This window comes from Lactobacillus sp. W8093, from assembly GCF_016100925.1.
Classification (GTDB): domain Bacteria; phylum Bacillota; class Bacilli; order Lactobacillales; family Lactobacillaceae; genus Lactobacillus; species Lactobacillus helsingborgensis.
The window spans coordinates 67,799-82,808 of sequence record NZ_JACFRL010000010.1; the positions used below are offsets into that span (position 1 = coordinate 67,799).

A 15,010-nucleotide genomic window follows, 5' to 3' on the forward strand; every position below is an offset into this window, starting at 1 on the left:
GATTTACTCCTCTCATTATTTTAAATCTAACAAAGCTGTGCCTATAGTTATTGGACCATCGGCAATTGCAGTAATTTCCTGATATTCATTTGAATTAGTAACGACAATTGGAGTTGTCAGCTTAAAGCCGGCTTTTTTAATAGCTTCCATGTCAAACTTGATTAGTGGGTCACCCTTTTTCACAGCTTGGCCCTTCTTAACTAAGGTTGTAAAGCCTTTGCCCTCAAGTTCAACGGTATCCATGCCAATGTGAATCATTACTTCTGCACCATTGGTCGATTTAAGACCAATTGCATGTCCAGTTGGGAAAACCATTACTACTTCTCCATCAAGAGGTGAGCAAACCTTGCCTTCTTGAGGTTCAATTGCAATACCCTTACCCATTGAACCGCTGGAAAAGACTTCATCTTTAACATCGCTTAAAGGAACAACTTGACCGTTGATTGGCGCAACTAATTCTTCTTCCCTATTATACGAAACTTCTGCCTTAACTGTGTCAGTATTAGCAGAATCATTTGCTCCAGCAGAACCAGCAGTCGCACTCACAGCAGCTTGTTCTGCCAAATTGCCATCAACGCTCTTTTTACCAAAAATCATTTGTAGGGCAAAACCTAAGACGATTGCTACAGCCATACCAATCATTAAGCCATAGACACCCATGTCAATGCCGTTTTTACCCATAGCGCAAGGAATTGCAAAGATACCCATTCCAGCCATCAAATAAGTTTTTGTGCCAAAGAGTCCAATTAAACCGCCACCAACAGCAGAAGCAATACAACTGAGAATAAATGGCTTCTTACGTGGCAATGTTAAACCATAAATAGCTGGTTCGGTAACACCGAAGATACCTGATACGAATGCTGGAATAGCAATACTGCGAGTCTTTTCGTCTTTAGTTTGGAAAATCATAGCTAAAACTACACCAGTTTGTGCAAATGATGCAGCAAATGATAAACCAATAATCGGGTCAAAGCCCATAGCAGCAATGTTAGTCATCATAACTGCCACAAAGCCCCAATGAACGCCAAAGATGACAAATACTTGCCAGAAAGCACCCATTAAAATACCAGCGATCACTGGGCTAAAGTTATAAATTGCACTGACAATTTCCGCAACTCCGTTACCTAGCCAAGTTGCAACCGGTCCGATAACAAGAAATGTAATTGGAACAGTAACTAATAAAACGATAAATGGTACTAAGAAAGTTTTAACAACATCTGGAATGATCTTACGAGCAACTTTTTGCACTTTAGAAGCAAACCAGACCGCAATGATAATCGGAATAACCGATGTGGTATAGTTCATTGAAATTACCGGAATGCCCAAAAAAGTCATGTGAACCGGTGCTTCTAAGAATGTGCCCTTAAATACTGTAAATAATGCAGTTTTACTGCTTGCCATTGACACAATTGAAGGATAACAAAGGGCAGCTCCAATAGTGGCACCTAAATACGTGTTGATACCAAATTTTTTTGCTGAAGAAATACCTAAGATGACAGGCAGGAAGTAGAACAAGCTATCACCGATAGCGTTCAAGATGACATAAGTTCCCGAATTTGTTGATAGCCAGCCAAAAGCCAAAAACATTGCGTTGAAGCCTTTAATCATACCACCAGCACACATTGCACCTAGAAGTGGATTAAAAATACCGGAAATCAAGTCAATAAATTTATCAGCTAAGCTCATATTGCTGTTGTCAACGTCATCATCAGAAACGCTGCCGCCATTTGCGAAGCCACCTACTTTAACCAAAGTATCATAGACATCAGCGACATTATTACCAATAACAACTTGGTATTGTCCACCGGACTTGACAACAGATATTACGCCATCAGTGGCTTTTAATTTGTCATCGTTTGCCTTCTTCATGTCCTTTAATTTAAAACGTAAACGGGTAGTACAGTGAACTACACTGACTACGTTGTCTTTACCACCGATATCGGCGATAATTTCACGACTTAGATCTTCGTAAGCCATTTTTCCTCCTAAAAATCAAAACCCGAGAACTTCAAGAAACACCTTAACAAAATAAATTGTCAGGTTGCTAGTTAAAGTTCTCGGGTTAATGCCTGTAAACAGTAACACACCGTTTAAACTAAATATTATTAAAATAAGGTAGAATTAAACCTTTTCTGAATGGGTGTCATTTTGCCTATGCGTGACCCGCCATACATGCAGGGTTAAATATACCTGATCATCAGGCTGCAACTGCCAGCCTGCCTGATTGTATAAGTACGTGTCGATTTTTTGGACAGTATCGTATGCCTTTCGGTATTTGACCTTCATTAGTTCAATTAAAGAATTATCAAGCTCACTACCAGAGTCCTTGTCACATTCACCACACATGTGTCGCACCATAAAAGCACGTAAATGTGTCATAAAACGGTTAAAGTTGAATGATTCATTATCAAGCTGCATACCATATTGGTACTGGATAATGTCAATTACGCCGCGAATTAACTTAGTAATTTTAATTGTATCCTGCAGTTTGGTTTGACCAGAACCAGCGTTAATAAAGTGATATGTCAGATAAGCTACTTCACTTTTGGGAAATTCCAGCTTGGTTTTTTTCTTTATTAACTCAAGAGCCTCTTGTGCTGTGTTATATTCCTTGGGAAACAATTTTTGCATTTCCCAGCCTAATGTATCTTGGCCTAATTCAATATTTTCATCAGCTCGGGTTAACATAAAATCAATATGATCGGCTAACACCAAAAATTGATAATCGGAAAAAGTTATTTGTAATTTTTGGCTCGCTAAATTAATCACAGCAGTAGTCAACGCCAATGTTCGCTGATCAATATCTCTCACGCTGTCAACCATTTTAATGTTCTTTTCGACAGCGATAAAGCGACGCGAAATTTTGTCCTTATCAATGGGATCGCCTGCTTTTTTGCCAAAGCCAATCCCGTTACCAATCACCACCCAATCTACTCCGGATTCATCTGACACTAAAGCAGCGTTGTTGTTAAAATTCTTAATAAATTTCACTCAACTTACTCCTTTTTTCAATAAAAAAACCTACAAACAGTACCAGAAATAAGTATTGTTCATAGGTTAATGCCTGATCGAATCAGTAACACGACTACTTACGCTTACATTATAAATCAGTATTAAAGCGATCTCAATACTTATTTGATTATTTTTTATAAGTGTTTCTTTTCAAGATAAATAATTGTGCTTTAAACCGATTTATACTTAAATAGTATCTGAAAGCACTATATAAGTTTAAAGGAAAACAATTCAATGGCAAGTAAAAAGCAAAAACATTCATTAAAAGACCGAGTATGGTCTACAATACGCGTCTTACTTTTAAGTGCCCTTTTTTATATTGGAGTTACCTTGATTTTTTTCGGTTCAGGATTTGGCAACTCCTATGTTGTACAGCAAAATGCGGAAAAAGCAAATACCACTTTAACACAGAAAAAAGCAGATATAAATAAAAAACGCAAAACAAGTTATGACGCCAGCAAAACCAAATCAGTCAGTGCAGCCAGCGTTCTGAGAGCAAAGCAAATTAAGGCCTATGCTATAGGTCGCATTGCTATTCCTGCTGTTAATATTCACAATCCGCTCTTTGCCGGTTATGGTGATCAAAATCAAAATTTAGAATACGGTGTTGTTACCTGCCTGCCCGATCGCGTTATGGGCGGTGCTAATAATTATGTACTTGCAGGACACTATATGGGTTCATACGGCCCTGCAGTTTTAGATAATTTGCATCTGGCACATCCCGGTGACCTCATTTATGTGACAGATTTACACCATATTTATACTTATGAAATTAAAAGGATTTCTTTTGCCATTAAACCTACACAAGTTGAAGTTGAAAACAACATGCAGGATAAGAGTATGATTACCCTTATTACCTGTTCTGATTTCAATACTTCTAAGTATGGGTATGGACAGCACCGCACTGTTGCACAAGGTGATTTAATCGGCAAAATGAAGGCTACTAAGCATAATCTGGCGGCTAGCGAATTAATTGCTAAACCAAAGCAAATTAATAAAAAGAAACACGTGACCCTTACGACTAGCAATGGGCGCAAAACAGTTCAAAAGGCTACTAAAGTACGTGCAGAAGCACAGCCTAAATTTTTCCAAAACATGACTTTAATCAGAACAGTAATCATTACCTTTAATATTATTTTTATATTATTTATTTTCTGGCGGCTGGCTCGTATCTGGCTTTTTAAATAAGCTCTTTAGCATCAGTTATATAAGGTAATAAAACTACTTATTTCAAATAGTCAGCTTTTTAAATACATGCTATACTGGGGTTAAGATGGTATTATTAGGATAGTATATGGTTGCGGTTACTTTAATACTTAATATTAATATTTGATTTTCACATAAATAATTTTATTTAATCATTATTACGTAAAGGTAAACGCTATTAAAAATGTTAAATTACTGCTAATTGAATCAGTAAAGAAGATGATGACTAATGACGACCAAAAATCAAAATTCTGCCAGCCCAGAAAAGGCATCTGAACCTGAACTAAAAACTAAAAATTATGATTTTGATATTGGCCCCAACACAATTTCCAATTGGATGCCTGATAGGGCCTTACAAAAAATCGTGGCTGCTAATTTAGGGCGGGAATTAGATCAAGTTACTAAAGAAGACCTTGCCAGCTTAACAGAAATTAATCTTATTGCAGCAAGTGAAACTACTATAGTTCAAGGCAGGAAGCAATACGTTATTTCCCCTAGTGAATATCAGTCACGTTTAAAGCTTAAATCACTGGCTGGGTTAGAATACGCAACTAATCTTGTTAAACTTAATCTTGCTCCTGACCGGCAGCTTAATCATGAGTGGCTCCACCGTACTTTTAGCAGGTCAAGCTTAATAGATATTTCGGCTCTGCAAAACCTGACTAAACTAGCCCATGTTAATTTAGAAATGTGCAGCATTGCTGATATTTCTGCGTTAGCAAATAAGCCGCAGTTAATGCAACTCAGTCTGTCATATAATGCAATAAGTGATTTTTCACCCTTAAAAGCAAATAAGCAATTGCTTGCAAGTGGCAGTATTGAACTGAAAAAGCAGATTATTATAGCTGAACCGGTACATATCACAGCTGGAACATTTTCTTATACCTCTGGACCTTATCAGTTGCTAGATCTTAATGGTGCAAGTATGCCGATTAAGATCGAAACTGGGAAGCATATCGGCGCCAGATACAACATCAAGCAGTATTGCAGCAATTGGGACGAACATGTGGGGCAAGTTAATGGTAAGCAAACTGTGACGTGGGATCTTACAAGCTTAAAGCCGGATAGCAATGCAGCAATGACTATTAAGTTTAATAGTAATAGTGCTACACAAAAGCCATTGATTTCCGGCTGGTACATCATTCCCTTCAGAATTGTTAGCGGACAACCCATTACCTTCCATTTTAAAGATGATGCTGATAATACAATTGCTTGTGAACAAAAGTTGTATGGTGACATTAATAACAGCTGTACTGCTCCAGTTCCTACATTTAACGGTTATTCGATTGAAGCTAAACTGGTCAATGGGGTTAAAACGCCATTAAATCAAGGTTCACTAACTACTACTATTACCGCCCAACCGCAAGACATTTTTTTGCTTTATAACCGTAATAATGCAGCAGATATTACCGTTCATTACCAAGACGAAAATGGTAAGGCCATTGCTCCCGCAACTACGATTAGCGGCGTTTTTAGTGAGCAAAAAATCGTTAAGCCACAGGAAATCTCAGGTTATACTCCTAGTCGTTATCAGATTGATCATAATGGTATTTCTCATCATCCGGGCAGCGTTGCTATTTTACTAAATAATCAGCCACAGGAAATTACCTTCTATTATAATAGGCAAAAGGTTTCGAATGTGATTGTTCATTATCAAGACATTGAGGGCAAAAAAGTGGCCCCGGATGAAATACTAAGTGGCTATGTTAATGATCAGCAAATGGTTCATACATTAAAGTTACCGGGGTACACTATTCAATCCAAAAATTTAAACGGATTAAGTACTAAAGGCGAGCTAAATGCCACAGCAATTACCCTTAAGGAAAAGCCACAGAAATTGACCTATATTTATACTAAGGATATTATCGGCAATAAAAAAGTGGCTAATAACAAACCTTTACCAAAATATAAAAACAGGTCATACCATCATCTAACTAATAAGATAAAAACACTTAATAATAGGAAGAAAAAAGCCCAGCAGTCGCATACAAAAGCAAAAAAGAAGTGGCAGTTTTTGTTGTTAATACTAGGTTTAGCATCGTTGTTTAGCATTTTAGGATTAACGCTAATATACTATAACAAAAAGAATAGAAAATAAAAATTACACTAAATCAAAGTATAAATGCACTCTATTGAGTGTATTTTTATATACTATTTTAGAAAAGTATAGTTGTTACATCTTGAAATTATTATATTATGGATATACAATGATAGTGTAAATTGTTATTGGTTAATAATTTAAGAGGTAAAAATTATGAATAAACACATAGAACTAAGTAAACAAAGCAAGAAATTGCTATTTAGTGGAATTACTGCTGCCGCACTGGCACTAGTTGTTGGTGGCCCACATGCAGTTAAGGCTGACAGCGTATCTGGAAGCACACTGGCTGCAAGCAGTTTAACGAAAACTGCTAAAACATTTCCATCGAAATCTTTGTGGCCAACTTTACCAGCTTCAGCAAAAACTACCGGTGTTAAAAATAAGGTAACAACCAAATCTGATGATTCTATTGACGCTTGGATGCCTGATAAGAATTTACAACAAGTAGTTGCCTATAATTTATATGGTAATCCAAATAGCGTAGATAAAATTACCAAAGATGATTTGGCTAAATTAACGAACCTAAGCGTTACCAGTGAGCTTGCAGAAAATGATGCCAATTATTATGCAGCTGCAATCAGCATTAAATCACTAACTGGTCTAGAGTACGCTACTAATCTAGTATCAATTGATTTAGCACCAAATATTAACTATAGTATTGATCACTTTGGGCCTGCATATGCATTATTGCACAGCACTCTATCCGATATTAGTGCAATAAAGGGACTAAAGAACTTAGATTATGTCAACTTCCAACAATGCTCTATTTCTGATATATCTGCATTAGCAAATAAACCTTCGTTAACACGAGTTTCTATTTCTTATAATGGTATTACTGACTTCTCCCCATTAGGTTCAGATACTAATTTAAAATTAAACCTAACACAGGCTTATTATCAGGACGTTAGCTCAAATGGATACTACCTTTCATCAAGCACACCATTCTATACATTCCGTTATAATAATTTAATTGGTATTGACGGAAAACCAATGAAGATTCGGGTGGCTGATACAGATGATGTCCAACACGATCATTATGTTAAATATTACCTCAGCAATTGGAAGAAAAATGCTGGTGTAGTTTCAAGTGATGGCAAATCAGTTACTTGGGATATCACTGGAATTACTCCAGATCCTCAGACCACTCACTACATGACAATTAATTATAAAGGTTCTAACGGTGAAGGTGGATGGTTCATTATCCCATTCATCGTATATGATTAATTCAATTATTTTTGATGATTAATATAATTTAATATAAAAAGATAGTGTTCTAATTTATAAATGAATTAGAACATTATTTTTTTCTTTGTTATCAATGTGCTAAGTATCACAATGAATTTGACTTTTGCCTAAGCCAACCATATACTAAACTTATATTAATATGCAGTTTAGAAGAGGAATTATATGAATACACATAAGAATGCTAACAAGCAAGGAGAAAAAATATTGCTCGGCGGCGTGGCCGCAGCTGCTTTAGGCTTAATTAATGCCAAACCCCAGACGGTGAAGGCAGCTAATCAGAATGGCAACCGTGCTACCAAGAAGGCTGCGAGCAGAGCAGTCAAGACTAAATTGACCTACCAAAATGAAACTGATACAGAAACTGAAGGTGAAACAGCTACTAATGATGACCCTGCTGGTCAAAACAGCGGCAGTCAAACCGCTGGCAGTGAAAATAATGCAGGAACAGCAAGCAGCAACCCAGCAGGTGGCAGTAATCAAGATGCAGCTGCAGGCAATACCAGCGCTCCAAGCACCACAGACAATGCAAAAACTGAAAAACTCGGAGAAGCTGTCAAAAGAGATAACGAAAATCCTACCATATTAACCGGTGTTTGGCTTGGTGTCGATGTAACTTATCAACCTGGACTCGGAATATTTACTGTTAAAGGTAACAATCAAACTATTAATACTGTTAACGATCGTTCTACTAGTATCATACAAGCAAAAAAGAGTCGTGATCTTCTTGCTGACCCTCTTATTGTAGATAGAAATCAAGTTAGAGAAGTACGTTTTGAGGGGCCTTTGACCATTAACGGTACAGTCCAAAGTATGTTCGACACTTTACCAAATTTAACCACCATTACTGGGTTAGAAAACCTGAATACATCTAATGTATATAGCATGTATGGCATGTTTGCCAATTGTTCAAGCCTAAGGTCAGTTGAGGGAATAAATAAATTAGACGCTTCCAAAGTAACTGATATGTCCTACATGTTTGAAAACTGTTTTAAAAACCCTAAAGATTTAATTAGCTTAGATTTAAGTGGCTTAAATATCGGTTTAAATATTAATAAGAATGATACTATTACCATGAAAGAGATGTTTAGGGGTTGTTCTAAACTTAAAAGCATAATTTTACCAGATAAAATTGATACTTCTCAGGTTACCGATATGACAGGTATGTTTTATGGCTGCTCAAACTTAGTTTCTGTAAGTTATCCAAGTTCCGACAATCCTGAAGATCCAGCAAATCAAAAAGTAGACTTATCCAAATTTAATACTAATAGCCTGCAATATATGGATTATATGTTTAGCGGATGTACTGATTTAACAGCGTTGAATATTGCTAGCTTTGATATGTCAAAAGCTATAAAAACTAATGGGATTAAGAATGCTCTGAATAATTTACCTAATCTGAGAAAATTAGTACTGGGTAAGAATTGCAAATTTTACAGAAATGATACTAATACTAATGTTGGTCTTGATACTCCAGGAACATGGGTTAATGTTGGTACTGGTACTGAAAAGAACCCACAAATGAGTAAAAAATGGTCTTCCACCGATTTAATGAATAATTATAATGGTGACACGGATCACGATACTTATATCAGGTTCTATGATGGCTATCCTGTAAACATTCATTACGTATACCTTGATAAAGAAGGAAAACGACAACCAATTTTTGATAAAGATGGCAAGTCCTATGACTATGTAGTTGCCGGCGATAAGGGTAAAACCAGCGACCCTATTAATACTAGAAATATATATGGTTATACTATCAATTCCATTTTTGTTAATAATGATAAACAATCTAGTACTGACAAAGCCACAGTCACATTTACTGATCAAGAACAAGATGTTTACTTCGTTTATGACAGGGCAACAGGTAAACCTATTACGGTTAATTATTTGTACTTTGTGGACGAAAAAGGTGATACAAAGCCCATTCTTGATAAAGATAATAAGCCTATGACAGAAAAAGTTGATGGTGTACTTTATGGTGATCAGAAAGATATTATTCCAAAACCAATACCTGGTTACACCATTAAACAAATTAACATTGATTATGTTAAACAACCTGGAACTGATAAAGCAACAGTTGGCTACTCCGATAAGGATCAAATCGTCGACTTTATTTATACTAAAAATCCTGTTAATAACGAAAATAAAGTTAAAGCAGCAGATGTAACTGTTCACTATAAAGACGAATTTGGTAATACTATTGCTCCCGATGAGATACTGAGCGGCTATGTTGGCGATGGCTATACTACTGGGGCTAAAAATATTTCCGGCTATACATTAAAGACGAGACCAGATAATGCTACAGGGTTCTTTAGCACTTTCCCGCAAGATGTAACTTATATTTATACTAAGATAGGTACAAACAATACACCAAATATTAATGAGCCTAATACCCCTACTAAAATACCTAAGCAGAACAAAAAGAGAAAGGAAAAGAAAAATCCTACTAAGCAAACAGCAAGTCGCAATTTGTCTAAAAAGCAAGGCATTTCAAGCGTTGCTAAAAGTAAAAAAGCTGCTGCTTTACCACAGACAGGTACTAATAAGCATTCCAGTCTAGCTCTGCTTGCGCTAGGAAGCTTAACTTTAGTTGGCGCATTAGGTGCAGCATGGTTTAGTCGTAAGAAAATTAAATAAATTAGAGAACTCATCAGCAAGATACTGGTGAGTTTTTACTATAAATAACAACAAATATATATTTATTTAGTCTTGATTTAACTCATATATGGTCATATACTAATATTGAATTGTGTATGTTATTAAAGAAAGAATGAGGAAAATGAATAAACACAAAATTATCAAACAAGGTAAAAAGCTGCTATTTAGTAGCATAGCAGCTGCAGTTTTAGGCATGATTTGTGTAACCACAAAGCCAGTTCAAGCTGCTACCGTGAATGGTGACTATCCTTCAACCAATGGTGTTAATACAAAAGAAGCTGAATTAAATTATCAGGCTAAAAATAATACACCTGCGGTTAAAAATGATAGTGCTAAATTTGATTCTACCAAAGCTACTAAGAGTGATACTATCGAAACAGGTACTTGGGATGGAATACCTGTAGAATATGATACTGTTACCCATACACTCACAATTGGTGGTGGCACCATTAATAACACCATGCATGTGCCAAATGTGCCAAATACTTTACAACTTTTACGCATTGACTGGAATGACCCATCGTATACCTATGACACACTAGAAGTTAAAACTATCAACTTTACTAAAAAATTAGTTATCAATGGTTCTGCTGCTGAATGGTTTAGATTTTATAATAATTTAACGACCATTAACGGTTTTGAAAATGTTGACCTAACCCACGCTACTGATATGAACTCTATGTTTATTAATTGTACTGCTTTAGAGAATATAGACTTAAGCAAGTTATTTCAGCCAAATAAAACATATGCCGTAACTAATGTTGCACATATGTTTGAGGGCTGTAAGAAAATAACAAATCTGGACTTTTCTAATTTTGATACTTCAAATGTTGTTGACATGTCAGGTATGTTCAATGGTGACGTTAATTTAACCCAACTTGATTTAAGCAAATTTAATACTTCTAAAGTAACGAATATGAATGCTATGTTCAGTGATTGTCCAAAACTGACCTCAATAAAGGGATTAGACAAGTTTGATACTTCCAAAGTAACTTCAATGGGACAAATGTTTGCTTATTGTTCTTCTTTGAATGAATTAGATCTAAGTAACTTTAACACTTCTAAAGTAGCCCAATTCTATTTTATGTTCTATAGATGTACTAATTTACAAAAATTAAACATTAGCAGTTTTGATATGACACACGCTAATTTTAATTTTAATATGTTTGCAAGCTTACCTAATTTACACAATCTTGTACTTGGAAAGAAATGTGTGATGGCTAATACTGGTCTTGATACACCGGGATCATGGGAAGATGCAAACGGTAATATGTGGACATCAGATGAGCTAATGGCTAATTATAATGGTAGTACTGATTATGGTTTGTACACTAATTACGGTACAAAATAAATTTAATTTAAGTACAATATTTATTTAAGTATCAAAAAATACTCATTAGTATTTTACTGATGAGTATTTTTTGTCTATCAATGGTTATTTGACATTGATTTAGCTCAGCCATATACTAAACTTATATTAATATGCAGTTTAGAAGAGGAATTATATGAATACACATAAGAATGCTAACAAGCAAGGAGAAAAAATATTGCTCGGCGGCGTGGCCGCAGCTGCTTTAGGCTTAATTAATGCCAAACCCCAGACGGTGAAGGCAGCTAATCAGAATGGCACTCGTGCCACCAAGAAGACTGCGAGAAGAGCAGTCAAGACTAAATTGACCTACCAAAATGAAGCTGAGGGTGAAGCAGCTTCTAATTATGACCCGACTGACCAAGCTAGCGATAGTCAATCCAATAGCAGCGAAACTAATAACAGTGCTTCAAATAGCGCTCCAGAAACTGGACAAGTCCAGGCTGGTGCTAATAACAATACAGCAAATGAAAATAGTGCAGATGCCGTTGCAGACAATACCATCGACCCGAGCACCACAGACGATCCAAAAGCTAACAAGCAAGAAGCAGATCATGCACAATTTGATTCTGTTAACGCAATTCGTGACAGTAATACTACCATCTCAAGTACTTGGGAAGATATACCTATCACGTTTAATAATGGCATACTATCAATTGGTGAAAAAGGCAAAACCTATACAATAAATAATTCAGACAATAAAGATATTAGCATTGGTAGCAACATCGACAATGTTTCTGGATCTGACATTGCAGAAATTGATATTAATGCTCCCATTGCCATCATTGGATCAGCTGAGATGCTTTTTTTTAGACTTACGAATCTTAACACAATTAATGGATTAGATAAACTAGATACTTCTAAAGTAACAAGCATGCTACGAATGTTTTTTGGCTGTGAAAAAATAGTTTCTTTAGATTTATCCAGTTTTAATACTACCAATGTGACCAGTTTTAATGTAATGTTTTCTGGCGATCCCAACCTAACTAGCGTAGATCTATCTAGTTTTACTGTTGCAGATGATGCTACAACGATGGGAATGTTTGTATTAAGCAAGGATTATACTCCCAGTTTGTCCAAGTTAATTTTAGGTAAAGGTTTTAAATTCACTACAAACAATGGTAGACCCAACAACTCACTTCAACAGCCAGGAACTTGGGTAAACATGGGGGAAGGCGATGGTTCTCTGGCCAAGGGTACTAATCAGTGGTCTTCAGCCGATTTCATGACTAAGTACCAAGGTGATAGAGACCACGACACTTACGTTAGATATACTGGTGGCATCGTTACTGTTCATCGCCAAGACGAAGAAGGCAAGCAGCTAGTTGATCAAGATGGTAAGCAAATCCCTGATGAAAAACTTTTCGGCAACATTTCAGACTCAGTAACTGTTGACACCAGTAAAGAATTTGCTGGTTATACCTTCAAGGAAAATCAAAATCCTACTATCACAGCTTTTATCTCTGATCCACAAACTATCACTCTAGTCTATTCTAAGAGTAAAACTGATAACACTTGGGAAGGCGTTCCTTTTACCTTCAATAATGGCGTCTTATCGCTAGGTGAAAAAGGTGAAAGTTATAAAATTTTTAACTCAGAAAATAAAGAAAAGAGTTACGCACTTGACACTCGAGATATTAGCATTAGCCAAAACATTAAGGGCATAAATGTTGATGAGATTAAAGAAATTGATCTTAATGCAAATATTAAAATTATAGGTAGCGCCAACGGACTTTTTAAGAACCTGAAGAATTTAGCTACAATAAAAGGCTCAAGTAATTTAGATACTTCGCAAGTAACGAATATGGAACAAATGTTTTCGAACTGCCCTAAATTGACTGCATTGGACCTTTCAAGTCTCAACACTGATAATGTTACTTCCTATTCTTCAATGTTCAGTGGCGATGCAGCTTTAACTAGTGTAGACCTATCCAGTTTTAAAGTTGCAGCTAATACCGAAATGAAGGACATGTTCAGTTCTTGTTCCAGCTTAACTAAGCTAACTTTAGGCAAAGACTTTAAGTTTATTGACTCCATTGGATTAAATAATTTATCAGGTACGTGGGTAAACATGGGAGAAGGCAATGGCTCTCTGACTAAAGGTGCTAATCATTGGTCTTCAGCCGATTTCATGACTAAATACCAAGGAGACAGAGACCATGACACTTACGTTAGATATACTGGTGGTACTGTTACTGTTCATCGCCAAGATGAAAATGACAACCAGTTAGTTCCTGATGAATATCTCTTTGGCAATATTTCAGACCCGGTAACTGTTGACACCAGCAGGGAAATTGCTGGCTACAAGTTCAAAGAAAACAAGAATTCTGATATAAAAGCATTTATCTCTGATCCGCAAGATATTACTTTGGTCTACACAAAAAACTCAACAACACCCCCTACTCCAGTAAAAGCAAAGCCGGTGACCGTTTACTACAAGTATAAAGCCGATAATGGTGAACTGGTTGAAATCCCCGGCACCAATCCTGAAAACTTCCCTAAGGATACCACTACTAGCGTAGTTGGCGATCATGTGCCCATTTCTTTCAAATCCATTGAGGGCTATACCCCTAATTCATACCAAATTAATAATGACAACATCGTAAAGAGCACTAATGTGCCAGAAATTGCTTTAGCTGCTGATCCACAGTCTGTTAACCTTATTTATACCAAATCAGATAACAATAATGGTTCAAACACTGTTAATACTGGAACAACTGTGACCAGTCCTGCTGCTATAGCACCTGCAGTCACAGTTCATTACCAAGATGAATATGGTAATACTATTGCTCCTGACCGTGTTGTTCAAGGTCGGATTGGCGATGGCTATACTACTGGTGCTGAGACGGTTTCCGGCTATGCTTTAAAGACCAGACCGGATAACGCAACGGGTTTCTTTAACAACAATCCGCAAAGCGTTACCTATGTTTACAGCAAGAGTGCTGGCAATACTACTGCCACTACACCAGTGGATAATACGGCCTCTGCTGAGAATGAGCCTACTCCAATCCCAACTCATAAAACGAAAAAGTCTAAAACTGTTAAGCATCATCAGACTGCTAATAAAGGACTTAAAGAAAGGCATCAAGCTAAGCGCCAAACTAAATTGGCAGCGGCAAGCGGCAAGCTGAATAAAGCTACTAATGACTCGCAAAAAGTTACACAAGGTAACACCACCCTGCCACAAACTGGCACTGAGAAACGCAACAGCCTCGCCATGCTCGCTTTAGGCAGCTTAGCCTTGGCAACCGCCTTAGGCGCTGCTTGGCTTAACCGCAAGAAAGACTAAATAAATTCTAACAAAAAAACGTTCTATATTATTAAATATAGAACGTTTTTCGGTCTAGCTTAGCTTAGTTTGACTTTTAATAAGCTCAGCCATATACTAAACTTATATTAATATGCAGTTTAGAAGA

Annotated in this window: 9 protein-coding genes; 6 read left to right on the top strand and 3 right to left on the bottom strand. The window is 36.5% G+C overall.

Annotated elements, in window-relative coordinates; translation table 11 throughout:
• Positions 1-15 precede the first annotated feature (15 nt).
• Positions 16-1,977 carry a beta-glucoside-specific PTS transporter subunit IIABC gene (locus H3T47_RS07805; RefSeq protein WP_199283098.1) on the bottom strand — a complete coding sequence of 654 codons (1,962 nt, stop codon included), beginning with the start codon at positions 1,975-1,977 and terminating at the stop codon, positions 16-18.
• A 144-nt stretch (positions 1,978-2,121) separates the two neighbouring features.
• On the bottom strand, positions 2,122-2,991 hold the full coding sequence (locus tag H3T47_RS07810; protein WP_199283099.1) for a PRD domain-containing protein: 870 nt from the start codon (positions 2,989-2,991) through the stop codon (positions 2,122-2,124).
• A gap of 255 nt (positions 2,992-3,246) precedes the next feature.
• On the opposite strand from H3T47_RS07810, the gene H3T47_RS07815 reads away from it, so the two are divergent.
• Complete coding sequence (locus H3T47_RS07815) at positions 3,247-4,200, top strand: class A sortase (protein ID WP_046327728.1); 954 nt, start codon at positions 3,247-3,249, stop codon at positions 4,198-4,200.
• Positions 4,201-4,999: 799 nt separating this feature from the next.
• On the opposite strand, the gene H3T47_RS09430 is transcribed toward H3T47_RS07815, so the two are convergent.
• Positions 5,000-5,077 (bottom strand): hypothetical protein, encoded by a 78-nt coding sequence (locus H3T47_RS09430; protein WP_370530337.1) that lies wholly within the window; start codon positions 5,075-5,077, stop codon positions 5,000-5,002.
• A 219-nt stretch (positions 5,078-5,296) separates the two neighbouring features.
• Here H3T47_RS09430 and H3T47_RS09435 point away from each other — a divergent pair, with 219 nt between their 5' ends.
• The 5 genes from H3T47_RS09435 (at position 5,297) to H3T47_RS07840 (ending at position 14,883) form a co-directional block, all read left to right on the top strand.
• On the top strand, positions 5,297-6,316 hold the full coding sequence (locus H3T47_RS09435; RefSeq protein ID WP_370567587.1) for a MucBP domain-containing protein: 1,020 nt from the start codon (positions 5,297-5,299) through the stop codon (positions 6,314-6,316).
• A 156-nt stretch (positions 6,317-6,472) separates the two neighbouring features.
• On the top strand, positions 6,473-7,543 hold the full coding sequence (locus H3T47_RS07825) for a hypothetical protein (RefSeq protein WP_199283101.1): 1,071 nt from the start codon (positions 6,473-6,475) through the stop codon (positions 7,541-7,543).
• A 183-nt stretch (positions 7,544-7,726) separates the two neighbouring features.
• Entirely contained in the window at positions 7,727-10,204 is a 2,478-nt protein-coding gene (locus H3T47_RS07830; protein ID WP_199283102.1) for a BspA family leucine-rich repeat surface protein, read from the top strand.
• Between the two features lie 142 nt (positions 10,205-10,346).
• Entirely contained in the window at positions 10,347-11,576 is a 1,230-nt protein-coding gene (locus H3T47_RS07835) for a BspA family leucine-rich repeat surface protein (RefSeq protein WP_199283103.1), read from the top strand.
• Between the two features lie 154 nt (positions 11,577-11,730).
• Entirely contained in the window at positions 11,731-14,883 is a 3,153-nt protein-coding gene (locus tag H3T47_RS07840; protein ID WP_199283104.1) for a MucBP domain-containing protein, read from the top strand.
• The last annotated feature ends 127 nt before the right edge of the window (positions 14,884-15,010 follow it).

What these genes read in the sequence shown, in the direction of transcription:
- H3T47_RS09435 (WP_370567587.1), top strand. Translation starts at nt 5,297, where the DNA reads ATGACTATTAAGTTTAATAGTAATAGTGCTACACAAAAGCCATTGATT.
- H3T47_RS07835 (WP_199283103.1), top strand. Translation starts at nt 10,347, where the DNA reads ATGAATAAACACAAAATTATCAAACAAGGTAAAAAGCTGCTATTTAGT.
- H3T47_RS07840 (WP_199283104.1), top strand. Translation starts at nt 11,731, where the DNA reads ATGAATACACATAAGAATGCTAACAAGCAAGGAGAAAAAATATTGCTC.
- H3T47_RS07830 (WP_199283102.1), top strand. Translation starts at nt 7,727, where the DNA reads ATGAATACACATAAGAATGCTAACAAGCAAGGAGAAAAAATATTGCTC.
- H3T47_RS07815 (WP_046327728.1), top strand. Translation starts at nt 3,247, where the DNA reads ATGGCAAGTAAAAAGCAAAAACATTCATTAAAAGACCGAGTATGGTCT.
- H3T47_RS07805 (WP_199283098.1), bottom strand. Translation starts at nt 1,977, where the DNA reads ATGGCTTACGAAGATCTAAGTCGTGAAATTATCGCCGATATCGGTGGT.
- H3T47_RS07825 (WP_199283101.1), top strand. Translation starts at nt 6,473, where the DNA reads ATGAATAAACACATAGAACTAAGTAAACAAAGCAAGAAATTGCTATTT.
- H3T47_RS09430 (WP_370530337.1), bottom strand. Translation starts at nt 5,077, where the DNA reads ATGTACCGGTTCAGCTATAATAATCTGCTTTTTCAGTTCAATACTGCC.